Genomic DNA, 25,785 nt, shown 5'->3' on the forward strand with positions numbered 1-25,785 from the left:
AATGCTTTCTACTAAAACAGAATTATCGGAAATGATCAAATTCGGATCGATTTCATTTTCAATTCCATCAAGACCTGCTGATAATATGGCAGCAGCTGCTAAATACGGATTGGCATTATTGTCCATTGCGCGGAATTCGATTCTCCCTGCTTCTGGAATACGCACAAGCTGTGTTCGGTTATTGCCTCCATAAGATATATGGTTCGGCGCCCATGTCGCACCAGAACTTGTGGATAAAGCGGAGAGCCGTTTATAGGAGTTAACAGTTGGACAAACAATCGCTGCAAGAGCGCGAGCGTGTTTCAAAATTCCGCCAATAAAATAATAAGCTGTATCAGATAACCCTCTTAAGTCTCCATCTGATTCAAATAAATTCTGTTCACCGTTCCAGAGACTTAAATGCATATGACAGCCATTTCCTGTTAAATGAGAAAAAGGTTTCGGCATAAAGGTTGCTACTAAGTTCCGTTCCTCAGCCATATTGCGAATCATATATTTGAAAAACGTCAACCTGTCGGCAGATGTAAGAACATCAGCAAAATTGAAATTCACCTCAAATTGGCCGTTTGCATCCTCGTGATCTGCCTGAGAAACTCCCCATTCTAAATCATCCATATATTTGATCAGTGTACTTAAAAAGTCATAATTTCTCATTAAGGCTTGCTGGTTATAACAAGGCTTTTTGGCTACATCAAATGGATCTGAAGGGGAGATCTCCCCTTTTTCATCCTGATTCAAAAGGAAAAACTCCGGCTCAACTCCTGTTTTCATCTCATAGCCCATACCTTTTGCTCTTTCCATTACATTCAACAAGATCGTTCTGGGGCAATAAGACCAAGGGGTTCCGTCTTCTGTTAACGTTCCGGCAAACCATGCCAGGTCTTTTTGCCATGGCAGAATCGTCAAGGAGCTTAAGTCTGGTATACATAGAATATCTGGATCAGTTGGTCCATGACCCAGATCTCCAACAGCAAAGCCTGCGAACCCTGCCCCGCTCTCACAAACGGATGCTAACCGTTTGGAAGGAACTAACTTTGCTCGGGATGTTCCATTAATATCTGAAAAAGATGCTAACAGAAACTGGACCTTTTCCTCGGCAAGCTTTTTCTCAACAGCTTCCAACAACTCGGTATTTCTTGTCATTACTCCATTCACTGTACATTCCCCTTTCATTTAAATGGTTACCTTAATGCCATTTCGGTCATTTCGGTTGAGTGGTCGTAATTTGCCCAATATGGTTTACGGGTTGTGCCCATTCCTACAATTGGCACACCTGTAATCATTGTTGCACTCATGGTTAACGAGCGTAGATCAGTTGGATCTAAGTCAGTTACCTTACTCTTGCCACAAGACCTTGCAAAGATCTGCATTTCCATTGTGATCGAATTAATGTAGTTTTCCACACGGTCAGCTGCCTCCTCTGGATTAAGGCGAGCCATTAAAGCAGGGTCCTGTGTAGCTATTCCAACAGGGCATTTCCCTGTATGACAGTGATGGCATGCAGATGGTACCGTTCCAAGTGCTTCATAATCTTCTACATATAATGATTTATTACAATTCAGGGCAACAAGCATTGCTGTACCGATATAGACAACATCTGCTCCTAGTGCAATTGCTTTTGCAGCATCTGCCCCATTGCTGATTCCTCCGCCGATGATCAGTTTAATCTCATCTTTCATTCCAATTTCGTGTAAAGCTTCTGCCGCTTCCACGACAGCTGCTATTGTCGGAATTCCAGTGTGATCCAGTTGAATTTCCGGTGAAGCGGCTGTTCCGCCTTCCATTCCGTCAATCACAATCGCATCAGCACCAGCTTTTGCTGCAAGTTTCGTATCATCATAGACTCTTCCTGCCCCAATTTTAATAAAAACAGGCACCTCATAATTTGTCGCAATCCGAACCTGATCTATCTTGACACCAAGATCATCCGGGCCCATCCAGTCAGGGTGGCGGCACGGACTGCGCTGATCCACACCTAGTGGTAGATCACGCATGTTCGCAACTTCTTCTGATACCTTTTGTCCAAGCAATGTTCCGCCTGTACCTGGTTTCGCTCCCTGACTAACAACAATTTCCACCGCATCCGCACGTTTCAGATCATATGGATTTAATCCATAACGGCTGGGAAGAAGCTGATAAACTAGTTTCTCGGAGGCTTCCCGTTCCACTGGGTGCATCCCGCCATCACCAGTACATGTACTGATCCCGCAGCGTGTTGCCGCAATTCCTAAAGCTTTTTTTGCATTAGAGTTGATTGCCCCAAAACTCATCCCTGCAACCATAATCGGGGTTTCCAGAACAAGCGGACGTTTGACCCTGCCTGCTCCTATCACTACTTGTGTATCACATTTTTCCCTGTAACCTTCCAAAGCGACACGCGACAACCCTGCTGGTGTGAAAACAAGATCATCAAATGACGGCAAATCCTGTCTTTTCGTCGCCTGACCTCTGATCCGGTATCTGCCTAGTTCGGCTTTTTCTTGAATTTCATCAATTTTCTCTGGACTCCATACTTTGCTTTTTCTTATAGTACTGTTTTCCATACGCCAAACTCCTTTTTATTAAAGTTATGAAGCATTCCGTTACAGACAATTTTCTTAAAGCTGGCTGGTGCCTTCATACCATAGCCTTCCATTGTACTTCTGATTTCCTCATATTCTTCAGCAGGAAGCTCGACAATTTCGGCTCCATTTCCTAACTCAGCAATATCTCCTGCAACATAGATCGTGCCTGCATACATCGAGTCACCTAACGCCTTGCCGGCATTTCCACATATGATCATTCTTCCTTTTTGCATCATAAAGCCGGTCATATAGCCGACATTTCCGCCGACAATCAGTGTACCGCCTTTTAGCCCAATGCCTGTTCTTGCACCAGAACTGCCCTTTACTACAACTGTTCCGCCTCGCATGGATGCTGCAGTAGAAGATGCCGCATTGCCTTCGACAACAATTTCGCCATTCATCAGGTTCTCACCGATCGCCCAGCCCGCAGTGCCGTGCACAACAGCCGAAATATGGTCAGATAAGCTGCAGGCATAATAGCCGACATCTCCTTCATAGACGATATGGATTGGATCGGTAATCCCGACACCAAGATTATGCTTTGCCTGCGGATTTTTTATCAGCACTTCTTTTATGCCTTGCTTGGCTGAATCAGCAATTATTTTATTCAGGTCTTTTTGAGAGACTTCATTGCAATCAATCGTCATATGAGCCTTTACAGCTTCCATATCATAACCTCCTCAGAATCAGGTTCAAATACGCTCAGGTTTTTGCCAAATCCATTAGTGATTGCCATACTTTCTGAAGCAAAAGCAACAAAATCATCTGTTTCGGCAATAACCATTGGCTTCATTCCAAATGGCTCTTTCGCTAACCCGACATTTTCCGGTGTAATCGCAATATAGCTGAACGATCCATCTAGTTCATTTAAGGACAGTTCCATCGCTTCTTTTAAGTCATAGCCACTTTTTAACTTATCAACTAAATAAACGGCAATCACTTCGGAATCATTTCCAGTAATAAAATGGTAGCCCTTTTTCTCAAATTTGCTGCGCAGTTTGATGTAGTTGGTAATATGGCCATTGTGAATGATTGTTAAATCTTTTCCTTGATGACAACTTAATGGCTGCGAGTGAGAAATATCCACCTTACTTTCTGTTGCCATTCTTGTATGGCCAATCGCGACTTTCCCGTCATAATCAGAGATTCTGAATTGCCTTTCTAAATTCTCCGCTCCTCCTAAAAACTTTAATACTTCCAGCTGTTCTCCATAACTTGAGACAGATACATCATGATCAATATTGTTTACTGCATTTATTAACAATTCTTCGTCACTAACATCTTTAATCAGTGCCCGAACATAACTGCCATGATCCGTTGTGCTGACGATCGTCGCAAACTCTGTTAACAGATTGATAACTTTTGCGCCATTTCCTTCCTTTTCATAATTCACATCCATATATAAACTGTCTGCTGTTTTAGGATGCAAAAGGGCAACTCCCGTGGAATCAGGTCCTCGTCTGCATAAACTCTCCAGCATTTTAATGACGATTTCGCCCGTTTTTTTCTCATGAACAGAATTTTTGTAAATAAGTCCTCCAATGCCACACATGTTCATTCTCCTTTACACATATTTTCTGAATATTCAGATTTTTTATAATGAATCTAATCTTTTATCTAAAGCTAGCAGTGTATGCAATAACACATTTGCTGCTTTTTCGATATCTTCTATCAGACTTTCTTCTTCCGGACAATGGCTTTTCCCTTCGATACTTGGCACAAACAGCATCCCGCTCTTTGTTATCGAAGCCATATGTGTTGCATCATGCCCTGCCATACTGCCCAATTGTAAGGATGAATAATTTAACTGAGTTGCTTGTTCCTCCATCTCCTGAATAATCTGCTGATCCATTGGTGCGGGCAGCTGGTCTAATATTATTTTTCGCTGGACTTTTACTGGACGATTCATTTCTTCGATTCTACGATTCCATTGTGATAAAACTTCCTTTATTTCTTGTGGTGACTTGCCTCTTATTTCTAACATAAATTCAACCTGTGCCGGGATAATATTGGCGGAATTCGGCAAAATGTCTAGCTTACCTACTGTTCCGACAACTTCATCTTCAGGATACTTACGGCAAATATCTTCTAATGCAAGCACCATTTCCGAAGCGGCTGCCAAAGCATCTTTTCTATCTTTCATTAAGGTTGTTCCCGCATGATTGGCTTCCCCTGTCACTGTCACCTTTTCCCGATAGATTCCGGTAATTGCGGTCACTATCCCAATAGGAATGGATTTATTTAATAATCTTTTTCCTTGTTCGATATGAACCTCGAGATAGGCACTTATTTCATCAGAATCTCGTACACATGCTTCAAAATTCGCTGAATCGCCTCCTGCTTTATTAAATGCCTCTGTTAGCAATGTTCCGTCTGCGTCTTTTACATCTAAAATATCTTCTTGCTTTAATTTTCCTGTGATTGCCCTGCTTCCGAAGGTGGATAAACCAAAGGGATTCGGTTCTTCTGCACTGAAGGATACTAATTCAAATCTGTGTCTTGTCGGTATATTGTATTCTTCCAGTACTTTCATTACTTCCAAGCCGATTAGCACCCCCAATGCCCCATCATATTTCCCGCCATTTGGGACTGTATCAATATGAGAACCAAAAGTAATAGAAGGTAATGCCTTATCTGTTCCTTCTCTTGTTGCCCAGATGTTAGCTGCCTGGTCGAGCCTCACTTGAAGATGGAGCTTATGCAGCTCCCCTTTCAACCAGTCCCTTGCTTGTAATTCGGCCTGAGTGAATGTAGTCCGATCTAACCCGTTATTTTCATTGCGTCCAAAGATAGATAACTCTTCAATAGACCTTGCTAAACGTTCTCTGTTAATCTTGGTTTTGGCAATGGCCTTTTGCAAGAAAATTCCCCTTTCTTGTTTAGTTTTGTTCTTTCCTTTCATACCTTTATCTTGCCTTATCTTTTCTCAAAATCAAAGGCGGTCATCCTACATAGTGGGAAATCTTGAAAAAGTATGTTAGAAGATCTTACATTTTTTTATTTATGGCTTGTGTCAACCCAGCCCATCTTATCTGAGATATCAAATGCTGTTTCCTTTACAGCGTTGATGATCCGATTCAAATAATTGGCCCGAAACCTTATTTCCGGTCCTGCGACACTTACAGCCCCTTCCACCTGGCCATTCCATGCAAAGATAGGTGCCGCTACGCCACTCGTACCATGTGTTGTTTCACTTGTGCTGATCGAATAACCTTGTTGTTTAATCAATGTCAGCTCATCTAACAATAAATCTAATTCTCTTTCGGTTTTTAAAATCCCCGTTCTAATTAAACCTTTAATCACTCGTTCCTGTGCGGATGGTTTCATATAAGCCAGAATTACTTTTTTCGATGCACCATGACATAAAGGCAGCCTCATTCCCAATGGTTCTGCAATTCGCAGCATTTGCGGGGAATTAATGCACTCAACAAATATGCCATCATTCCCTTCTCTAACAGTTAAATAAACACTTTCCTGCGTTTTGTCCGCTAATTTCTCCATTAAAGGTCTGGAGATGTTTAAAATGGATAATCCTTCCCAAATAGACAGACCTAATTGCATCAACCCAAGGCCCAGCCTGAATTTCCGGTTCTCTTTATTTTTGTAAACAAAACCATTCTTTTCTAAGGATGATAGCAGGCGATGAACAGTCTGGACTGGCATATCCACCTTTTTACTGATCTCTGTGGCACTCCATTCATATTCAAATTCATCTGGCTTCAGTGCCTGTATCAATTTCACAGATTTGTTAATGACTTCCGACATCTACAAGCCACCTCTTTCGTTTGGAAATCTGCTGCACAAAACAGATTAAGCCACCTCCACTCCTATTTTCTTAACTTTGCCATCTACATCTCAATTTTAATAGGAACATCTCTCGGATAGTGAGATTGCGTTATATATCTTGACAGGGTTTTTCGATATCATCATTTTCGTTTGTATGGATACGTTACGGAAGAGAGGGTACTGACGAGGGATTAGAAAGGTCATTTTATGAGTAGAACCTTTTTCGGCTTTTAAAAAGCATGCAAAAGAACCCCAGCATAGCGGTGAAGAGGCCTTTCAATGCCATACTGGGTGTGTATTTTTCTCATTCGGCAAGGGCACAGGATAGATGTCCGTTTCATTGCAAAAAAGAAAGCTCTCCTCTTATTGTTCAGATAATGTAAACATCACTTTTACAGGTGACCAATACTTAATATTCTCTTTTTTCATTTGATCCTTCTTTAAGTCTTCTAAACCTTTTATTATATTTTTTAAACCCTTTTCCAATTCCCTGTTGGACATTTCAATATCTCTTTTTTATGGAAGGCTTATCCTCTTGCCTCTTCTGCCTATACATCCGTTTATCTGCTATGCTGTATAATTGCTCTAATGTCTCTCCATCAGCAGGATAACTGCTAATACCAATGCTTGCAGACAGAGTTATTTGCTCATTATCAGGGAGCTGCAGCGGCACGGCCAACTGCTTTTCAATTTTGTTGACAATCTCATTTGTCTCCTCCAGATCGAGCAGAAGGACAAATTCATCACCGCCCAATCTGGCTGTATGATCATCTTCATTGACTGCTGTTTGAATAACTTTAGCAACATGCTGTATGGCATAATCTCCAGCCTGGTGTCCAAATGTATCATTTATTTGTTTTAATTTATTTAAGTCAAGCAGCAGAAAATTAAATTTCGCATTTTTGTTTAACAGTTCTGTTATTTTCTTTTCAAATGCAGCTCGGTTGGACAGGCCTGTCAATACATCATGATATGCAAGATACTGTACTTTCTCCGCTTTAACCTTCGCCTCTGTGATATCTTTCGCCATAACAAACAGAAGTTTCTTCCCATTTACCGTAATAAACTCAGAATCAACCAGTAACGTTTTGCGTTCCTTTAACCTATTTTCAAAAGATAGTTCAACATTTACTAGCTTTCGATTCTTCTCAAAAACCTTCTGATGCTCCTTCATGTACGTCTGCTTGTTTATCCCATCTAAAAGTGACACGATAGGGGAATGAACAAGTTCCTCCCTTTTCACACCTAAATACTGAGGCACTTGAGGACTTGCCTCCACCACCTTTGCATCTTTATCAAGCAGAAGGATCCCTAAAGGAGATCGTTTGAATAGAATATGATACCTTTTTTCATAAGACGATAAATAATCAAACCGTGTCATACTAAGGTAAATGGCTATCGCCCAAAATAAAGATCCGTACGGGATGAGATAGAAAAATATATAGACATCCTGAAACGTTAAAGCTGCTGTTAACATAATGATGGTCCATACAAAAAACAACAAATGGCCAATAAACCACAATCTGGCAGCACTTCTGCCTCTTCTCATTTCTACTATTATGATAACAAAATTAATCAAAAGATAGAGAAAATCAACAATCCACAGCAAATATAAACCAGGCCCAGGAATAAATGTTTTATTTTGAGATGTTAGCGGATTTTCCACCATCCATGACTCAATCGGGAGCATTAAGATTAGCAAAACACCTGGAATAAAGGCCAGTTTAAGAAATTTACCATTCTTCTTCTCATACATTCCGGCCGTCATAAACCAAAGATGGACAGATAGTAATGAAGTAACCGTGATCGACCCATTGATCCAATAAATAATAATTTCATTAATAGATTGCGGAAAAGTTATAAGAGCGGTGAATACACCAAAAAACCATAATGAAGCAAAAATGTACAATAGACTGCATGTTTTGTGCATTCTGCTATAACGGTTATTCGCATAGATCATACCTGCCATAAAAATAAAAAGTGAAGCAGGGATTATATATAGTATAAAGTAAAATAATATATTCATTATAAATTCACCCTCTAACCAAGAATACTGGGTTATATATCAACCTCAGTGAGATAATGCAAGTATACTATAATTCTGCCATCTTAAATGTAATTGCTTAAGAATAGTAAAGAAACAGGATATTTTCCCCTTAATGGTAAACTATTTGAATAAAAAATAAAATGAACTTTTTACTATCACGTTGCCTCTTACCTATAGAAAGGGGGATAACAATTGACTGGCAAACTTGTGAAAAAGGCGCAAAAAGGCGATAAAGATGCGCTGTTACAACTTATTATGAAAAAACAGGATGAATATTACCGTCTCGCTTTCTCTTATATGAAGAACAAAGACGATGCATTAGACATGATGGAAGATATGATTGTTATTCTCTATGAGAAAATTCATACATTGAAAAATCGCGATTCCTTCTACAGTTGGAGTAAAACAATTCTCGTCCGATGTTGTTATGATGCCTTTCGTAAAAGAAAGAAAACTATTTCGATAGAAGATAATGAATTAGAATTTGCGAGTTCCGGTAATGCAGTGGATCAAAAAAATACACAGCTTGACCTTGATCATCTACTTGCCCAGTTAAACCCACAGCAGGCAGAGATGATCAGGCTCAAGTACTTGCATGATTTGGATTTAAAAACGATTGGAACAATGACCAATACATCGATAGGAACAGTGAAATCAAGGATTTACTATGGTTTGAAGAAACTACATCATTTAAATCGGGGTGAACAAGATGAGTAGGATAAAACAACTGATACATCAGAAAAAAGAGCAATTAGATGGGCATCAGGCACCAGAGGAAACAGAATTCCGGCTGCGTCAAGCCTTAAACAAGGAGCCAAAACGTCGTCATACGAACTGGAATATGAAAATATGGCAAAGTATCGCTGCACTTTTGGTTGTCAGTATACTGATCGGCTACAATTACCAAAGTCTTGCCTATTATGGCAAAAAGATTATTGGGTATGACGATGTTGTCTCCGATACATTGCAGCACTTGAATGAGCTCGGGATGGGGCAGACCATTAATAAAAGCATCACTTTTGAAGATGGAGCAACTTTTACAATAGACGGAATAATTGTTGACGATAATCAACTGGTTATGTTCTATACATTAGAAAGCCCGCAATCAATCGAGAAAAATCCTGAATTTGACCATACCCCGAATAAAATTTCCGGTTTCTTAACAGATTCTAACCATGAGAGCGGCATGGGAGAAGTTAGCGAAGACGGAAAAGTTGTGAAAGGGACGCACAGCTTTGAACCGCCCAACGGATTTGCGAAAGAATTAACTGTCGAATTTTTTAATACAAGTAAATCGATCACTTTCGCTTATGATCCAGTAAAAGCATTAGGTCATAGTATCAAACAATCCATCAATGAAAAGGTGCAGCTTGATAATGATCAACTTGCCTTCCAATCAATCACAGCCTCCCCAACCTTAACGAGAATAAGTGGGACAGGAAGTAAAGCAGTTGTTGAAAACCTGGATTTCAGTAAAATCAAATTAATCATAAATGGAGAAGAAATCAGTCAGCTAGGGAGTGGCTACAGTACTGATCTCACAGGCACTACTTTTGAATTAAAGTTTGAGGCATTACCGACAGATCTTGAGCAGATGAATATTGAATTGCATATGCCAAATGGGCAGGTAATTGATATTGATGATAAATAATTGAACCCAGATTAGCTTCCATGACTATAGTAATATGAAAACCCCTTATCGATAGAATAATCATAAGGGGTCTTCATTCTTTCCATTCATTAATAAAGTGAGACTTTGATCAGTGGGGGGATTACAGACGGTTAGCGCTGTGATAAACAGAAACTATGGAAAGAAAAGAGCCCAACTTCTCGTTAGGCTCTTCCCTTTGTTTTATTCTTCTTCAGTCTCGTCTGATTCGTCTGATTCTTCTACCGTGTTATCTAGTTCTACTTTGATAACTTCAGCTAATAACTTCGGAAGGTCTGTATTATCATGGAATCCGATAAACTTGTCAGATTGTGGACCATAAACATATAAAGGAATGTCTGCACCAGTATGGTTTGTGCTTGTCCAGCCGATTCCAGCACGGTCACTGATAAGTTTATTAATTGCACTAGCTGCATCTTCAGCTTCCTGAATAGCTGTTACTTCTTCTTCTGTTAATGTGAATTTAGTATTTTCTTCTACTACTTCTTTTGTATTTGAGCGGTCTTCATTTAACTGAGCAGCAATACCTTCACCAGTTGCAGTTACTTCTTTTAAAAGATCAGCATTTAATCCATCAGAAGCACCTGATCCTGTTGTCATACCACCAGTATCATGATCTCCACCAACAACCACTAATGTGTTACCATCTTTCTCTGCAAATTCCATTGCTACTTCTACTGCTTTTTCAAATGCTTCCACATCTGACATTGCCCAAGCTGCATCGTTTGCATGTCCAGCCCAGTCGATTTGGCTTCCTTCTACCATAAGGAAGAATCCATCTTTATCTTCTTCTAAAATATCAATTGATGCTTCTGTCATTTCTGCTATACTAGGTTCTTCTGTATCGCCACGGTGCAATTCAGGTGCAAGTGCAGCCTCAGCAAATAGACCAATTAATCTTTCATCATCTTCTACATCAATTTCTTCTTTAAGATCCAGTAATTCATCTCTATCTTCTGTATAAGTGAAGCCTTCTTCATCAGCCTCTTCAATTAGATCTCTGTCTGTTTGTTTTCCGTTATCTTCTTCTAGCTTAAACATATCCTGTCCGCCGCCAAGAAGAACATCTACTTCGCTTTCAATAAACTGTCTAGCAATCTCTGTTTCGTTGTTTCTGCTGTCTACATTTGCTACAAATGCTGCAGGAGTTGCATGTGTAATTCTGGAAGTAGCTACTAAACCAGATGATTTACCGTCAGCTTCAGCTGCTTCAAGAATGGAAGTCAGTTCATTACCTTCTGGATCAAGACCAACAACACCATTGTTTGTTTTCACACCAGTTGCCATTGCAGTACCAGCAGCTGCAGAGTCTGTAATATCGGCATCAGCAGATAAAGTAGTGTACATTCCTTTTAAATGCTCATCCCAGATAGCATTTTCTCCTTTGTATACTCGGTAGTTAGCTGCATATGTAGAGCTGAATCCATCAGGAATCATATAAATAATATTTTCTACTTTCTTACCACCATTACTATTTTCATTTCCTTTTCCTGGATTATCAGGCTTATCAGCCATAACTGGTAAACTCATAGTTGATAATACTAAACCTGTAGTTAATGCAATCGCACTAATTTTCTTAAACATTCTCTACCAACTCCTTCATAGTTTTTATTACACTCCACAATCTATCAAATGAATGTTTACCTACTGTTAATAGATGGTAAAGATTATATTAAGAAAATTCTGACTAATTAATCAGGAATATTTATCTAATTGAGGTAATATTGTTTAGACGAGCAACTGCTTCTCTATTAATAAGTTCCCCATTTAATAAAATAACCCCTATTAATGGTATCCTCACCACTAATAAGGGCTGTCTGTCTATCGATAATATACAACAATATTTTGAAATATATGTTAATTACTTAATAAGCCTAATAAATTCACATATACAACTAGAATCGTTGCAGGCACAATCCATGTCATTACAACTCTCCAACTCTTATACCATGTGTCTGACAAGCCGTTTGCAAGCTTAAACTGTTCCTTTACAACTGCTTTATCCATCTTGTGCATAATAAACAATGCAATCAGCAGACTCCCAAGCGGTAACAGAATATTACTGACTAAATAGTCTGTTGCATCAAATACGGTTTTGCCAAAAATCATGAATTCACTCAATGTACTCATCGATAATGCTGCCGGAATACCTGCAATGAACATGACAAGACCAGCAATCCATGTCACCTTTCTTCTGGAACGCTTTCCGCTTTCTGTGAATGCAGATACGATAATTTCCAACAAACTAAAAGCAGAAGTCAATGTCGCAAACAAGAATAAAAGCAAAAACAGACTAAAGAACACTTCCCCAAGCGGGATTTGACTGAAGACGGTTGGCAGAATGATAAATAATAAGCCAGGACCTTCTGTCGGTTCCATTCCGAATGCAAAAACAGCCGGGAAAATCGCTAAACCTGCCAGCAAGGAGACAAGGATATTCATAATAACAACAGAGGAGGCAGATCCCGGTATGCTCACTTCTTTTCCTAAATAGGAGCTGTATGTCACCATACAAGAAAAGCCAACAGCTAATGCGAAAAAGGATTGTCCTAAAGCATAAAGCACCCCTTCACCCGTAATGCTTGAGAAATCCGGTTTCAGGATAAAGGAAATTCCCTCCATCGCTCCTTCTAATGTCAGTGAACGTACGACAAGAATAAGGAAAAAGATAAATAATAATGGCATCATATATTTATTTGCTTTCTCAATCCCATTCTTGATTCCCAGGGATATGACCAGGACATTAATTAACAGAAAGATAGCTAAACCGATTAATGTAATAGCAGGTGAACCTGTCACACTGCCGAATAATGCCGAGTATTCAGCACCCTCTTTGATAACTTGTCCAGTTACAGACATTGCACTGTAAATCAGGACCCATCCTCCTACAACACTGTAGAAAGATAACAATAAGAAGCAGCCGAGCACACCAAGCTGGCCAATGATCTTCCAGTGACTGTCTGGAGCCAATGTTTTATAAGCAGTGATTGCCTCTTTTTTTGCACCACGCCCAATAATAAATTCAGAAATCAGCATGGCAAGACCGATCACAAGTGTAAAAATAATAAAAATCAGAAAAAATGCTGCACCACCATTATTACCTGCTACGTAAGGGAACTTCCATATTGCACCAAGCCCAATCGCAGCGCCCGCTGATGCCATAATAAAACCAATTCTTGATGACCATTGCTCACGCATTTTTTCACACTCCTTTCTATTTTATAAATAATTTAAGTAGACTTCTCTAATTATACCAATAATTCTATCACCCAGTAAAAAAAAGCCATCTTCATATGAAAATAGCTTTTTCCGTTCTATTCAGCCAAGACACGCTTCTCTTTGACTACATACACTTGATTCAATACAATTGCCCCAATCATCTGAACAATCGTTTTTGCGATTATCTGGCCTAATATTGCTGCAGGTACAGCTTCCCATGGCAGCATTCCTGCTCCAAGCGGGCTTAAGCCGACAATCACAAATACAACTGAATCAAAGAACCCGCCAACAATCCCACTGTAAAAAACGCGCCAGGCCATCGGTAATTTTAATCTTGTATAGATTTCCGTATCAGCTGTTTCTGAGATGATAAATGAAAGAGCAGATGCTGCAACGATCATTAGTGTATCACCAAGCAGGGAGGAAACAAGTGCTGATAAAAACAATGCAGTAAAAATAAATGCATAGGTTTTGCCTCTTCCGAACTTATTCTGCACCAAATCACGGAAGATAAAAGTTGCTCCAATAAAAAGTGTCCCCATTGGAATAATAAACACGCCAAACTGTAATGGCATAAACGCTGCTGTTACCACATTTGCTGTAACAATTGATAGTAAATATAAAAATACTCGTAACATATGATTTCTCTCCTTATTTTATCGATTAGAAAAAGACCCCAGGAAAGAGATCATAGCAAGGCAAAACAATCTATAGAACAAAAAAACCACATCCTTATGGACATGGCTCGATTATCATGTATCCATAGTTTTTTATAGAGGGTTTACAGCTATGAACCTCTCCCGATCGGGTATTCAATTCTATCCTATGATATAGTAGTTATTGTTTCATGTCAATCTAGTTTTTGGAGTGAGGGAAATGAAAAGAAAATTTCAGAAGAAATATCTGATATATATATTTGTATTAATTGCGTTTATCAGCTCAATCATTTTTGTTAATAATAATTATGAATTTTATGACCGAACGATTGTCCAGATTACTGAAACAGATGAGTTGGAACGGACAGAGATAGTCGATCAATATGACAATAAAGATGTTACTGTAACCCAGCAGATTACAGCGGTGATCAAAAATGGAGCAGATAAAGGACAAACGATGGAGATTGAAAATCAATATTCCGAATCACAGGCGATCCATTTTCACCTGAAAGAAGGCACAGAATTTTTCCTGGCCAATGACGGTATTTCAGTTGGTGATATAAAGCGGGATCAGTACCTGATATTGGTTATCTGGCTGTTTGTCTTGATCCTGTTGTTTGTTGGCAAAAAACAAGGAGCATTATCTGTTCTTAGTCTTGCCGTTAATGCGATTATACTGTCGATTGCTTTAGATATTTATATCCATAATTCGGATATCAGTTTACTCATTATATGCGGGATCAGTATAATCTTCTTTACTGTATTGTCCTTAGTAATGGTCAGCGGGCTTCATGAAAAAACGTACACTGCGATTCTCGCTACATTCCTTGGAACAGCAACTTCACTGGCCATTGCTTTCCTTGCCTTTTTTTTCACAGGAGAACAGGGCTTGCGCTATGAAGAGATGTCCTTACTCAGCAGACATCCACAAGTTATCTTTATGGCAGGTTTGCTGATCGGATCATTAGGCGCCGTAATGGATGTAGCGATAACGATGTCATCATCCATGTTTGAATTATATGAGAAGAATAACAAGATTAACAGTGATGTGTTGAAAAAGTCTGGTCTTGAAATCGGCAAAGACATTATGGGGACAATGACGAACATTTTGTTTTTTGCTTATGTCAGTGGATCGATCCCGAATTTGTTATTATACTTTAAAAATGAATCACCAATCGGCTTTACTTTAACAACCAATCTTTCCATTGAATTGGCACGCGCCTTAGCAGGGGGAATCGGGATTGTCTTAACCATTCCGATTACACTCTATATTTCGATTTACTTTATAAAAAGAAAGCAGGCGAAACAATGAATGTTTTACTATTATTAGCACTTATCCTGTTTATTCTGATGGCTTTAGTCGGTGGAAAAAAAGGGATCAAATCATTTATCGCTTTGTTTCTTAACTTTCTTGTCCTGATTGTTACTGTACTGATTATGAATGACCCAAATACAAATCCTGTTTTGCTGACATTAGTTGCATGTGTTTTTATAGGTGCGATTAGTCTTTTTTATATTAATGATATTAATAACAAAACAACATTGGCATTTATCGCGACAATTTTTACAACCTTGCTTTTGCTGCTGTTTATCTTCTTCATCACAGAGAAGTCGATGATTTATGGTTTTAGTGAAGAAGAGTCAGATGGATTAACGATCTTCTCTGTTTATATTGGTATTGATTTTGTGAAAATTGCTGCATCCGGGATCATAATGGGTACGATCGGAGCAATTGTCGATACAGCTATCTCGATTACATCACCAATGCGGGAAATCCACCAGCACAACCCTGGTATTACAAGAAAAGATCTTTTTATGTCCGGAATCCGAATTGGCAGAGATATTCTTAACACAAGCAGCAACACATTGTTTTTCGCTTTTTTCGGCGGCTATTTAGGTCTGCTGATATGGTTTAAAGATCTCGAATATTCCTTTGGAGAAATTGTTAATTCCAAAGTTCTTAATGGTGAATTGATCTCGATTCTGACAGCAGGAATGGGAGTTGCCATCGTCATACCGATAGCTTCTGCTATTACTGCACATCATCTTGTAGGTATAAAAGATAAAAAGAAATAAGTTTGCACTTGCACTTATTTCTTTTTATGATTGTTTTAAGAACTAATCGTAATTCTGGGAGCACAAAAATGAATTAGAAATAAAAAAGAGACCTATTGGCATAGGAACCTTTAGGTCTTTTTCTTTGAAGCAGCATAAAAACTTAAAATGAGAGACTTTGAAAAAGTGAGATGGTCAGAACAAGAGTTAATAAGGATCCTGCAGATGTTAAAGTTACTATTGTTTTCCCACTCTGTTCTTTGGAAGGCTTCATAAGCTCTCGAGACTGAGCAATCCATATAACGATGGTTGCCATAGCAATAAGAAATAAAACAGAACTGTTCATAAGTAAACTCCTTTTTTTTAAATTAGCAACTTGTAATCTCTTCTCTCTCTTTCCTTCAGAAAAGCGGTTAGAAACTCTCTGCTGTGATATAAGCTTTTCTTTACATCCTGTGCTGGGACATCTAATAGTGAACTGATGACTTCTACAGGTAATAAACAGACATGCGCTAAGCCTAAAACCATTCTTTCCCTAACCGGCAGATGCAGAATCGCTTCATTTATTAATGGCAGCTCCTGTCCCACACTTTTCTTTCTGTTTATCTTTTCCTTTCTTTTAACAAGAAAGGAATCTTGTAGATTATCAATCACCTGTTGGTAAAGCATTAAGTGATCTATTTTTCGAAAATTTCCTTTCTCATAGATTTTATTGAAAACCTGGCATGTTATTTCCTCTGCTAAAGGACGTTCATTTGTTAACAGATAACACAATTGATAGACTTTTGCCTGATTTCTTTCTACAATTGCTTTGAAAATGAATTTATTCATAAATGAGAGAAACATTTTATTTCTCCACAAATTCCAGGTTTTCAGCAATTTCAATTAAATCTTCTTTCGTTAGTTCTGGATTCATTGATAGCAGGGAATAACTCATGCCATCCTCATCCCAGACCAGGTTCTGAATCACATCATTCATATAAATCGCCTTCACACCACGAACTTCTATCTCTTCTTTTTCTTCTAAACCTACAGATAATTCTTCCTCTGGCGCTTCAAATGACGTTAATATGAATTGCTTATAGCCATCTTTCATAAATTCCTGTGTTGCTTCTGTACGGTCAAAGCCTTCCATATAAAATTTTTCTGCACTAACTAAATCATAATTTTTACTCGTTAAAATCGGCTGACCATAATTTTCTGCTAATTCTGCTAAGGTTGTTTTCTCCGCTGGATCCATTTCTTCCATTGTTTTCAGTTCTACTCCTTCAGGAAGGTCTATTGTAAATGTTTCTTCATCAAAAACAGGATTAATCTCTAATTCTGTGACAGTATATTCGATCGTTAAATCATCAGATTTAGAAATAGACTTGATAATAAACCAATTATTCTTGGAGATCCAGTACTCCTCTTCTCCCATTAGACTGTCTTTCTTTTTCGGTGTTGCTTTAATATGATAAGTATCGAAACCATTTATCTCTTCATCGCCAACTACCTCAATGTTATGGGTTTCTCTTAAATTCTCTAATGTGAATTTCAGGTCATCCTTAGGTGATTGGCCAATGAATTGATCATTTTCTTCTAATGTATCCATTACAACTGCATCTCCCTGTAAACTTGAATAGTGAATAATCTTCTCTCCATCATTTACACTCATGGATACTTCGCCTTTCGCTGTTTCAGACATAGACTTGATTCGTTTATTTTCTTTATCTGTCCATTGTTCGATAATAGAATCTTCTATCTTTTCCTCCCCTTTGTAAACGTCAAAATCTGTTTTCATATAAAATCCAGTAATATTTTCATTATCCTCTACTGCTTTTGCGACAATTTGATCAGGGGAATACTGATCTAGACCCTCCAATGAACATGCTGCTAAAAATAATCCAAGACTTACGATCATTAACATTTTCCAAATATTCTTCATCTTATTCGCTTCCCTTCTCTATTTGAAATTTCATTGCAATAATGGTTCCTTTATTCTCGAATGACCACAACTTCAACTCACCTCTATGCTTCTCTGCTATCCGTTTGGCAATATTCAAACCAAGACCAGTATTTTTGGACTGATAGGAAGTCCTTGCTTCTTCCCCTTGAAAAAATGGCTTAAAAATTGATTGTTTGTCCTGGATAGCTGGTCCCTCATTCTGGACGATAAGTATTGCCTGTCCTTTTCTGAACTGGTCTAGATCTGCTCTTGCTTCAGCAAAAGTCCAGTCAGGTAAACCGTTGGAAGTATCTATCACTGCAACCCCAATAGTTTTGTCTGTTTCTGTAAATCTTAACGCATTGCTCATCAAGTTATCGAGATAGCGCACCATCTGCCGATCATTCATATAACAAGTTCCACTGACTAAGTTATCTTTCTTAAAATGGACTTGATGCTTTCTGGCAAGTTCATCATAGCCTTCAAACAACATATCAAAAAACTCTTCTGCATCGACTTTTACTAATTCCATATCATATTGAGCTGACTGAAGCTTCGCATATAATGTGAGATCTTCAATCATTCCTTTGATATGAACTGATTTGCTTTTTATAATCTGCAGGTATTCCTCCTGCTCTGTATCGGAAAGGTTGCGTTCATTTTGCAGTGCTTCTGCGTATGCCTGAAGAGAAGTTAAGGGCGTTTTTATATCATGAGAAAAAGAAGCCATCATTAATTGCTTTTCCTCCTGCTCATGTTTAGCCTTGTTTTGAGCTTCCTTGATTTCATCCTGCATTTGTTCAAAATGCTGCATCAGCTGGCCAATTTCATCTTTTTTCTTATGCTCAAAATAGGTTGGCTTTTGAGTTGATGAGAAATTGGACATCCCTTTCATCAATTTATTCAGCGGCATGTTCAGTTTTCTGTGTAGCATAAAGATAACTACAACATAGGTGATAAGAAAAAGGGTGAGTGAAACAGCTATCATGATATTGCGTCTGTTTTGCACTCCTTCTACCCACTCTGAACGGTCAATGCTGATTTGATAAATTCCTACAATTTGATCATTCTGATAGACAGGCTTTTTTACTGTAAAAGCATCATAGGACATATCATATTGATAAAGGTTTTTAAAAAGGAGTGATCGGTCCATCTTAAATAATGACTGCTCTTCCGTATTAGACTGATAGATTCCCATCCCATCATACCGGTAAAGTTCCACAATAATACTTTCTTTATGGATTTCCTCAGGCAGCAGTTTTTCCATTTCATCTCTTGGTCTAATCTGATATAGTTGTGGTGACTGGAGCTGTTCTTCCATTGATTCCATCCGCTCATATAATTCAAACGAGTCGGCCAGAGCTTTTGACTGATCCCATTCCTGAACTAAAATAAAGAAACCATATGCTGCGACAAGCGGAAGAAGCATTACAATCAAATAAGAAATCATCAGCCATGCCCGGATTTTCATACTATCTGTTCTCCAATAAACCGGTAACCTGTTCCCCAAACGGTTTCAATCCATTTGGGCTCTTTCATTTGCTCATCAAGCTTATTACGAAGGCTTTTGATATGGACATTAATCGTGTTATTCCCGATCCCTTCAACTTCACCCCATACATGCTCGTATAATTCGGCTTTGGTAAACGTTCTGTTCGGGTGCTGAACAAACAGTTGCAGTAAAGCAAACTCTTTCGATGTTAAAGGAATCTCTGTATCATAAGTGGCGACAAGCCGCTGTTCCATATTGATTGTCAGTCCATTATTGAAATTTATCTGATTTGATTGTGGCTCAATCCCTTGGTATCGCTGGTATCTTCGTAAATGTGATTTTACTCTGGCGACTAATTCCTCAAGACTGAACGGCTTGGTAATATAATCATCTGCACCCAGATCCAATCCCTTGATCTTTGCTTCCTCTTCTAACTTTGCACTAATAATGAGCAATGGAATATCACTATTCAGCCTGATATTCTTGCAAAGTTGAAATCCATCCATTTCCGGGAGCATGAGATCAACAAGCACCAAGTCATACGTAGCTTGATTAAAATCCTCCCAGCCTTCCTTTCCAGTCGACGCCCATGTAACCCGCATCCCCTGACGAAGAAGATGATCTCGGCAAATCCGGGCAATCTCTTTATCATCTTCTACAAGTAAAATAGAAACCATGGTAACTACTCCTCTCACACTATCGATTCTAAAGCAAAATTTTTATCATTCTGACAATTTAATAATTATTTTATAATTTCATCCAACTCTTCACTACTATAGTAGAGTAATAGTAAAAAGAAAAGCTCTTTTCTTGCGACTTCCTGCTCTCTTCTTGCGACTTCCTGCTCCTTTCTTGCGACTTCCCGCTCTTCTTGCGACTTCCTGCTCCTTTCTTGCGACTTCCCGCCCCTTTCTTGCGACTTCCCGCTCCTTCTTGCGACTTCCCACTCCCTTCTTGCGACTTCCTGCTCCCTTCTTGCGACTTCCTGCTCTCTTCTTGCGACTTCCTGCTCCTTTCTTGCGACTTCCTGCTCCTTTCTTGCGACTTCCCGCTCCTTTCTTGCGACTTCCCGCTCCTTCTTGCGACTTCCTAAAATAGAAAAAATCCAGCGAAGCTGCTGGATTTTCCTAATATCTATTATAGAGTTATGCTCTCATTCACTTCTGCTACTTGATCATATTCTCTTTCATCAATAATCGGGATAGAGAAAGCAAAAGCAGTGCCTTCGTTCACAATACTTTCCACCCATATTTCCCCATTAAGGCAGTGTATAATTTCTTTACTGATAGCAAGACCTAATCCATTTCCGCTTGTTTTTCTTTTCGTATAATATCTGTCAAAAACATAAGGAATATCTGCTGGTAAAATGCCTTCCCCTTCATCTCTAATAGTGAAAATCGCCTGGTTTTTTTCTGAAATGGCTAAGCTTAGCTCGATTGTCCCTTTATCGGTATGCTTAATTGCATTGGATACCAGGTTAGCCATGACCTGTTCCAGCCTCCCCACATCAACCTCAATCAATGGATATTCATTCTCTGAATCTACTAACAATCGATTATGAAACTCTAGTCCACTCTGCTCTACTTCCAATGCAAATACACTGCAGAAATGGTAGTATAACTGATCAACAGGGATGGCTTCCAGCGAAAATTGCATATTACCTGTTTCCAGTTTTGACAAATCAAATAAATCTTTCATCAATGTATTTAAACCGCTCAACCGATTTTGGATTGTCTGGAGAAAGTCCTTTTGTTTGGCAGGATCCTGAACTATTCCATCAAGTAATGCACGGACATATCCTTGGACAACAGTAACAGGTGACTGGAGATCATGGGATATATTTGATAATAAATGCTTCATCTTCTCTTTTGAATTCGTTAATTGCTGATTGACATCACTTAACGATTGATTCGATTCATTCAAAAGTTCTGTCCGCATTCTTACCTTTTCTTCTAGTTCTGAATAAAGATACGCATTTTCTATCGATACAGCCGCTTGTGAGGCGATTAAATTCAGGAAATTCAACCGCTCACGGGTAAAGACATTTGTTGATTGATTGTTTTCCATATACAGTACGGCAACAAGCTTATCTTGATAAATAACCGGCAGACATAATACAGATTTGGCTTTTGTTTCTTGAATATAGCTGTCTTCAGTGAAATTGCCCTGCTCTCCGGCATTATCTAACACTACGACTTCTTTGCTATTCCTCACATAAGAAACAATTGCCTGGCAAAATCTTTGTTTATTTTCGCCCTTCATGGATAGCCCATTAAAATGGTGATAAGAAACTAAGTCAAGCTCCCCATCTGTATGTAATAAAAAGGAGGCATGCTCCGCACCAGCATATGACAGCACAATTTCCATTAAACGGTTAATTAACTCTTCTAACACTACCTCACTTGAAATAATTTGGGCTGCATTAATAAAAGCATTCCTATCAAGGTGTTCCATTGGTACCATTCCACTTAGCACACTGTCTTTTATCTGCAGCAGTAATTGAGGATAATCTTGTTTTATCTTGCTTGCAATATGTTTTGCACCCCAATTCAAAAATCCGTTATAGGCTTCTGTCATAAAAGACTTAGCATTTTGGGAGAGACCTGATGCCAGATAGAAATTAGCTGCACAGTAATTCGCAATCGCTGTATCCTGCAAAAATCCATTCGCTTCCGCTTGTTCAATTGCCTCGTGATAAAGCGCCATTGCCTTTTGTTCCTTTTGGTTAAACCTCTCTAATTCCGCTTGAACCAATAAGTACTTATGTAAATAATTAGCAGGTGCATGCTCTGCCCAGTTTTTTAATTTTGCAATATTCTTTTTCAATTTTTTTAAATTCATTCTTTTCTCAATAATATTTTTATCCATCAGCTTTATCAGCCATAATGAATGATAGAAAAAATATTCAGGCGCCACACTGAGGACAAGTGTATTATCAACTAGTGGCTCTAATTCCTCCATTAGTAATAGCGCTTTTGTTTGATTATCTAATAAATACGCTACCTGCAATCTTGTTGTCTTATGAATAATTGCTGCTGACTTATCATCAGTAAAGTCAGGAAAGTTCCATGTTGGTTGTTTATCCTGCACAGTTAGAACAGCAATCCACTCAGATAGTTCTGCAAGATAATCACTGGTTATAGCATATTCATTCTTTCGTGCAAACATTAACTGTCGTTCAATACCTTCTTCTACCAGCTCTAAATGATCCCCTTTTATATATTGGGCCAAAACGATAAAAGCTCCATTGGCACCAGCCAGGTGCAGGTTCCCTGTTTCAATACAGATCTGCTGGGATTGTTCTAAATACTCCAGGTTATGGCGAATATGATTTTTCCAATGATTAACAAATGTACCGAAAACAAAAAATACCCGTGCTTGTAAAGCCCGCTCACCGGATCTTTTCACATGTTCAATAGCAAGCTTCCCAAATTGATAGCTTCCCTTATAATCGCCAAAGCCTGCACTCAGTGTTAAGGCATAATTGTTATAGACAAGCGCAGATAAATCCATATCCCCAACCTTTAATGTCAGGCGCAATGCCCGCAGCATTAAAATTGTCGCAAGATTCTGATTGAAGTGATAGGTTGGTGCATTCGTATTAATTAATGTACGCAAAACTTCCCTTTGGTAAGAATCAGCTACAGGTGTAATCTTTAGCAAATCTTCACTCCGCCTGTTACCTAAAGCGAGTTTAGTTAACATATATTCCTTCGCCACTGTTAGTTTACCTGGATTGTTTCTTATATCTAAACCGAATAATCGCACACCTGCAAGGCCCGCTTCTGTGGCCTTCTCCACCTTGTGAATATGGATATACAGAGTAATTTTTAAATTATAAATAGATAGTTTCTCTTGCTTTGTTTTCGCATGTGCCAACATCTCTTCAAAAATAATTTCAGCCTCTTCAAAATGCTGATTTAAATATAGTGACTCCCCGTATCCCATCATTACTTTAAAAGTCTCTTTATAATTTAGGTTCCACTTATCATCTGGCAATAACCGGAACGCCCTCTGATAATAATTCCAAGCTGTTTGATATGCTGCAGCAGTCTTCGCTTTCTCACCTGCTATCCGATTCCATTTAATTAGATCACTTAGTTGCCTTTCAGATAATCTCGATCGGCATATATTCAAATGGTTGACGAGTGCGAAGATATGAAACTCAATTTCCTTATCTGTATAATTTCTTAATAGTTCCTCCGCAATTTTCAAATGGGTGAGCTCCTGCTCTTCTTTTGACATGGAGTTATAAAAAGCCTGTTGAATTTTATCATGCAGGAAACAGTACATTGGCGGATGCTGTTTAAGCAATTGTTCATTTTCCTTTGGGTAAACCCATTTATAATGAATGTCCATTGGCAGAATCACGCCCTCTTCCAATCCATCCCACAATTGCTTTGCCATCGTTTCATAGCTTTCTCCTGTTATCGTACTTAAAAGTTTAAGATCAAACTTAATTCCGATACATGCGGCGATCTGTAACAAACGCATTGTCTGTGCTGGCAATTTATTGATCTGTTTCATAATAAACTCAAGCATCGTATCAGTCAGCGGAATCTGGTGTAACTCGGCAAGATTTACCTTCCAGGATGCCGTGCTTAGATCAAAGCGAATAACTTGCTCCTGATAAAGCAAAAGAAATAGTTGGTTGATAAAGAAGGGATTTCCTTTTGTTATTCGGCAGGTCAATTCTGTCAAGGAAGCGAGAGACTCTGCTTTTAATCCGAATACTTCATTAATCCATTGTTCCATATCCGTTTTGGTCAAAGGGTGAACCGGAATACTGGCAGATATGATATCCTTTTCTTTCAATTGCTTTAAGAGGATTTCAAATGGGTGACCCACTTCCACTTCATCATCACGGTATGCTCCAATTATCAGTAAATTCCTTCTGCCAGGATTCAGCAATAAGTGTTTGATTAAGTCTATTGTTGCATGGTCAGCCCATTGCAGATCATCGATGAATAGAACAAGTGGATGGGTTCCGGTTGCAAAAACATCAATGAAATTTCTGACAACAAGTCTAAATCGGTTATGCACCCCTTGCGGCGGCAAGTCAGGTCCATTTCCTTGCTTGCCAATTAACCATTCAATCTCAGGGAGAAAATTAGAAATTATCCATGCATTGTTAGCGAGTGCTGTGTTTATTTTATTTCTCCACATTTCTATACTGCTGTTGCTTTCTGTTAAGATTTGCTTTATTAAAGAACGAAATGCTTCTATTATCGGTGCATAAGGAATATGCTTTTGAAACTGGACAAACTTCCCTGCTGTAAAGTAACCTCTTTTATTTAACAGTGGTTTTTGTAATCGCTGGACAAGTGCCGTTTTCCCGGTACCTGATGAGCCTGGTATAAGTACAATTGACGGTTGGCCATTTTTTACTTGCTCAAAGATTTCTATCAGCTTATTAAGTTCCTGCTCTCTCCCATAAAGTTTATGCGGCTTTTCTAAAACGGAGCGAGCATCAGATACCCCAAGTGGAAACTGAATCATTCCTTGGGTTGAGTGAAAATGATAAAAGCATTTCTCTAAATCCCGTTTTAACCCATCTGTACTTTGATAACGTTTTTCCGGCATTTTGTCTAACAGTTTCATAATAATATTGGAAATTACAATGGGGATAGCTTTATTCATTTCATGTGGAGGTCTCGGTGATTGAGCTAGATGGGCATGGATTATTTCAGCTGGGTCGCTCTTGTCATGAAAGGGAACCTGGCCTGTTGCAAGCTGGTAAAGCAAAGCACCTAGTGAATACAGATCTGTGCGATAATCCACTGACCGATTCATTCTTCCTGTTTGTTCAGGTGATAAATAATAAAGCCCTTCCAATTGGTTAGTTGCTGCAGATGCCTGCAACAGTTCACTTGAAAGCATTGTTGACAGGTGAAAGCCCGTTATCCTCAGCTTGTCAGTACTCTCATCATACAAAACGTTATTTGGCTGAATTGCTTTATGGATAATATTATTTTGATGAATAGAGAAAAGAACTGTCGTTAAGTTCATTGCCATTTTCAAAAAATGATTTGTATCAAATGGCTGCTTTTTGTTTATCCATTCCGTTAAAGGCTCCCCATTAAAATATTCCAGGATCACATATGGCTGTTCTTTATCTTTCTCCAATTGAACCGGCAGAAGTACACCATAAAGCTCTTTATCCTTTAGTGTATAGTATTCATGAATCAATTCAGCTTTTGCGTCTGGATAGGCCTTATTGTTTATGGTTTTAATGAGCACTTTCCTTTTGTCATCAATGGAAACAGCATTGTACAGTGCCCATTTATCAGAAAGAATCCGTTTGTCTGTCAATTGGTAATTCAATACTTTCTTCATTCACCATCATCCCTAAATATGAAATTTTAAAATA

General features: G+C 38.7%; 22 protein-coding genes and 1 riboswitch. Of the genes, 4 read left to right on the plus strand and 18 right to left on the minus strand.

Features of this window, described 5'->3' with window-relative positions; all coding sequences use genetic code 11:
- The 8 genes from glnT to F9U64_RS09475 all read right to left on the minus strand — a co-directional run.
- Positions 1 to 1,155 (minus strand): type III glutamate--ammonia ligase (gene glnT / locus F9U64_RS09440; protein ID WP_194287326.1); only part of this gene is annotated, 1,155 nt, incomplete at its 3' end.
- Between the two features lie 26 nt (positions 1,156 to 1,181).
- Positions 1,182 to 2,543, minus strand: a complete 1,362-nt coding sequence (locus F9U64_RS09445) for an FMN-binding glutamate synthase family protein (protein WP_153402794.1) — start codon at positions 2,541 to 2,543, stop codon at positions 1,182 to 1,184.
- On the minus strand, positions 2,525 to 3,232 hold the full coding sequence (locus F9U64_RS09450) for a GltB/FmdC/FwdC-like GXGXG domain-containing protein (protein ID WP_153402796.1): 708 nt from the start codon (positions 3,230 to 3,232) through the stop codon (positions 2,525 to 2,527). The genes F9U64_RS09445 and F9U64_RS09450 overlap by 19 nt, the downstream gene beginning before the upstream one ends.
- Positions 3,220 to 4,116: a class II glutamine amidotransferase domain-containing protein gene (locus F9U64_RS09455; protein ID WP_194287327.1), complete on the minus strand. Its 897-nt coding sequence runs from the start codon at positions 4,114 to 4,116 to the stop codon at positions 3,220 to 3,222. The genes F9U64_RS09450 and F9U64_RS09455 overlap by 13 nt, the downstream gene beginning before the upstream one ends.
- A 42-nt stretch (positions 4,117 to 4,158) precedes the next feature.
- The gene (locus tag F9U64_RS09460) at positions 4,159 to 5,424 is read right to left on the minus strand and encodes a Zn-dependent hydrolase (protein ID WP_228275651.1); all 1,266 of its coding nucleotides are present in this window, start codon (positions 5,422 to 5,424) and stop codon (positions 4,159 to 4,161) included.
- A gap of 137 nt (positions 5,425 to 5,561) precedes the next feature.
- Entirely contained in the window at positions 5,562 to 6,329 is a 768-nt protein-coding gene (locus tag F9U64_RS09465; protein WP_153402802.1) for an IclR family transcriptional regulator, read from the minus strand.
- A 384-nt stretch (positions 6,330 to 6,713) separates the two neighbouring features.
- A complete protein-coding gene (locus F9U64_RS09470) occupies positions 6,714 to 6,851 on the minus strand; it encodes a hypothetical protein (protein ID WP_153402804.1) in 138 nt (45 codons plus the stop codon).
- A 1-nt stretch (position 6,852) separates the two neighbouring features.
- Positions 6,853 to 8,376 carry a diguanylate cyclase domain-containing protein gene (locus F9U64_RS09475; RefSeq protein WP_153402806.1) on the minus strand — a complete coding sequence of 508 codons (1,524 nt, stop codon included), beginning with the start codon at positions 8,374 to 8,376 and terminating at the stop codon, positions 6,853 to 6,855.
- Between the two features lie 213 nt (positions 8,377 to 8,589).
- Here F9U64_RS09475 and F9U64_RS09480 point away from each other — a divergent pair, with 213 nt between their 5' ends.
- Positions 8,590 to 9,114: an RNA polymerase sigma factor gene (locus F9U64_RS09480; RefSeq protein ID WP_153402807.1), complete on the plus strand. Its 525-nt coding sequence runs from the start codon at positions 8,590 to 8,592 to the stop codon at positions 9,112 to 9,114.
- Positions 9,107 to 10,048, plus strand: coding sequence for a DUF4179 domain-containing protein (locus tag F9U64_RS09485; protein ID WP_153402809.1), 942 nt, complete (start codon positions 9,107 to 9,109; stop codon positions 10,046 to 10,048). The genes F9U64_RS09480 and F9U64_RS09485 overlap by 8 nt, the downstream gene beginning before the upstream one ends.
- A 201-nt stretch (positions 10,049 to 10,249) precedes the next feature.
- Here F9U64_RS09485 and F9U64_RS09490 read toward each other — a convergent pair whose 3' ends face one another.
- From F9U64_RS09490 to F9U64_RS09500, 3 genes are all read right to left on the minus strand, one after another.
- The gene (locus F9U64_RS09490; RefSeq protein WP_153402811.1) at positions 10,250 to 11,650 is read right to left on the minus strand and encodes an alkaline phosphatase; all 1,401 of its coding nucleotides are present in this window, start codon (positions 11,648 to 11,650) and stop codon (positions 10,250 to 10,252) included.
- A 273-nt stretch (positions 11,651 to 11,923) separates the two neighbouring features.
- Positions 11,924 to 13,264, minus strand: coding sequence for a sodium-dependent transporter (locus F9U64_RS09495; RefSeq protein ID WP_153402813.1), 1,341 nt, complete (start codon positions 13,262 to 13,264; stop codon positions 11,924 to 11,926).
- 116 nt (positions 13,265 to 13,380) lie between these two features.
- Positions 13,381 to 13,923, minus strand: a complete 543-nt coding sequence (locus F9U64_RS09500; protein WP_153402816.1) for a VUT family protein — start codon at positions 13,921 to 13,923, stop codon at positions 13,381 to 13,383.
- A 118-nt stretch (positions 13,924 to 14,041) separates the two neighbouring features.
- Positions 14,042 to 14,089, minus strand: a riboswitch (PreQ1 riboswitch).
- 72 nt (positions 14,090 to 14,161) lie between these two features.
- Here F9U64_RS09500 and F9U64_RS09505 point away from each other — a divergent pair.
- Together F9U64_RS09505 and F9U64_RS09510 are read left to right on the plus strand one after the other, a co-directional pair.
- Positions 14,162 to 15,253, plus strand: a complete 1,092-nt coding sequence (locus F9U64_RS09505) for a YibE/F family protein (protein ID WP_153402818.1) — start codon at positions 14,162 to 14,164, stop codon at positions 15,251 to 15,253.
- Complete coding sequence (locus tag F9U64_RS09510) at positions 15,250 to 16,017, plus strand: YibE/F family protein (protein WP_153402819.1); 768 nt, start codon at positions 15,250 to 15,252, stop codon at positions 16,015 to 16,017. The genes F9U64_RS09505 and F9U64_RS09510 overlap by 4 nt, the downstream gene beginning before the upstream one ends.
- 142 nt (positions 16,018 to 16,159) lie before the next feature.
- Here the strand turns inward: F9U64_RS09510 and F9U64_RS09515 are convergent, their stop codons facing one another.
- The 7 genes from F9U64_RS09515 to F9U64_RS09545 form a co-directional block, all read right to left on the minus strand.
- Positions 16,160 to 16,342: a hypothetical protein gene (locus F9U64_RS09515; RefSeq protein WP_153402821.1), complete on the minus strand. Its 183-nt coding sequence runs from the start codon at positions 16,340 to 16,342 to the stop codon at positions 16,160 to 16,162.
- Between the two features lie 17 nt (positions 16,343 to 16,359).
- Positions 16,360 to 16,842 (minus strand): RNA polymerase sigma factor, encoded by a 483-nt coding sequence (locus F9U64_RS09520; RefSeq protein ID WP_153402823.1) that lies wholly within the window; start codon positions 16,840 to 16,842, stop codon positions 16,360 to 16,362.
- A gap of 1 nt (position 16,843) precedes the next feature.
- Positions 16,844 to 17,923, minus strand: coding sequence for an outer membrane lipoprotein-sorting protein (locus F9U64_RS09525; protein WP_153402825.1), 1,080 nt, complete (start codon positions 17,921 to 17,923; stop codon positions 16,844 to 16,846).
- A gap of 1 nt (position 17,924) precedes the next feature.
- Positions 17,925 to 19,394 (minus strand): sensor histidine kinase, encoded by a 1,470-nt coding sequence (locus tag F9U64_RS09530; RefSeq protein WP_153402826.1) that lies wholly within the window; start codon positions 19,392 to 19,394, stop codon positions 17,925 to 17,927.
- On the minus strand, positions 19,391 to 20,092 hold the full coding sequence (locus tag F9U64_RS09535) for a response regulator transcription factor (protein ID WP_153402827.1): 702 nt from the start codon (positions 20,090 to 20,092) through the stop codon (positions 19,391 to 19,393). The genes F9U64_RS09530 and F9U64_RS09535 overlap by 4 nt, the downstream gene beginning before the upstream one ends.
- 96 nt (positions 20,093 to 20,188) lie before the next feature.
- Positions 20,189 to 20,362 carry a hypothetical protein gene (locus F9U64_RS09540; RefSeq protein WP_153402828.1) on the minus strand — a complete coding sequence of 58 codons (174 nt, stop codon included), beginning with the start codon at positions 20,360 to 20,362 and terminating at the stop codon, positions 20,189 to 20,191.
- Between the two features lie 190 nt (positions 20,363 to 20,552).
- Positions 20,553 to 25,751, minus strand: a complete 5,199-nt coding sequence (locus tag F9U64_RS09545; RefSeq protein WP_153402829.1) for an AAA family ATPase — start codon at positions 25,749 to 25,751, stop codon at positions 20,553 to 20,555.
- Between the last annotated feature and the right edge of the window lie 34 nt (positions 25,752 to 25,785).

This window comes from Gracilibacillus oryzae (genome assembly GCF_009498735.1).
GTDB lineage: Bacteria > Bacillota > Bacilli > Bacillales > Amphibacillaceae > Gracilibacillus > Gracilibacillus oryzae.

Bases quoted from the DNA above. Each gene is read 5' to 3' on its own strand.
- F9U64_RS09515 (WP_153402821.1), bottom strand. From the start codon at position 16,342: ATGAACAGTTCTGTTTTATTTCTTATTGCTATGGCAACCATCGTTATA.
- F9U64_RS09525 (WP_153402825.1), bottom strand. From the start codon at position 17,923: ATGAAGAATATTTGGAAAATGTTAATGATCGTAAGTCTTGGATTATTT.
- F9U64_RS09520 (WP_153402823.1), bottom strand. From the start codon at position 16,842: ATGTTTCTCTCATTTATGAATAAATTCATTTTCAAAGCAATTGTAGAA.
- F9U64_RS09465 (WP_153402802.1), bottom strand. From the start codon at position 6,329: ATGTCGGAAGTCATTAACAAATCTGTGAAATTGATACAGGCACTGAAG.
- F9U64_RS09495 (WP_153402813.1), bottom strand. From the start codon at position 13,264: ATGCGTGAGCAATGGTCATCAAGAATTGGTTTTATTATGGCATCAGCG.
- F9U64_RS09445 (WP_153402794.1), bottom strand. From the start codon at position 2,543: ATGGAAAACAGTACTATAAGAAAAAGCAAAGTATGGAGTCCAGAGAAA.
- F9U64_RS09490 (WP_153402811.1), bottom strand. From the start codon at position 11,650: ATGTTTAAGAAAATTAGTGCGATTGCATTAACTACAGGTTTAGTATTA.
- F9U64_RS09545 (WP_153402829.1), bottom strand. From the start codon at position 25,751: ATGAAGAAAGTATTGAATTACCAATTGACAGACAAACGGATTCTTTCT.
- F9U64_RS09505 (WP_153402818.1), top strand. From the start codon at position 14,162: ATGAAAAGAAAATTTCAGAAGAAATATCTGATATATATATTTGTATTA.
- F9U64_RS09475 (WP_153402806.1), bottom strand. From the start codon at position 8,376: ATGAATATATTATTTTACTTTATACTATATATAATCCCTGCTTCACTT.
- F9U64_RS09510 (WP_153402819.1), top strand. From the start codon at position 15,250: ATGAATGTTTTACTATTATTAGCACTTATCCTGTTTATTCTGATGGCT.
- F9U64_RS09500 (WP_153402816.1), bottom strand. From the start codon at position 13,923: ATGTTACGAGTATTTTTATATTTACTATCAATTGTTACAGCAAATGTG.
- F9U64_RS09455 (WP_194287327.1), bottom strand. From the start codon at position 4,116: ATGTGTGGCATTGGAGGACTTATTTACAAAAATTCTGTTCATGAGAAA.
- F9U64_RS09535 (WP_153402827.1), bottom strand. From the start codon at position 20,092: ATGGTTTCTATTTTACTTGTAGAAGATGATAAAGAGATTGCCCGGATT.
- F9U64_RS09530 (WP_153402826.1), bottom strand. From the start codon at position 19,394: ATGAAAATCCGGGCATGGCTGATGATTTCTTATTTGATTGTAATGCTT.
- F9U64_RS09450 (WP_153402796.1), bottom strand. From the start codon at position 3,232: ATGGAAGCTGTAAAGGCTCATATGACGATTGATTGCAATGAAGTCTCT.
- F9U64_RS09470 (WP_153402804.1), bottom strand. From the start codon at position 6,851: ATGTCCAACAGGGAATTGGAAAAGGGTTTAAAAAATATAATAAAAGGT.
- F9U64_RS09485 (WP_153402809.1), top strand. From the start codon at position 9,107: ATGAGTAGGATAAAACAACTGATACATCAGAAAAAAGAGCAATTAGAT.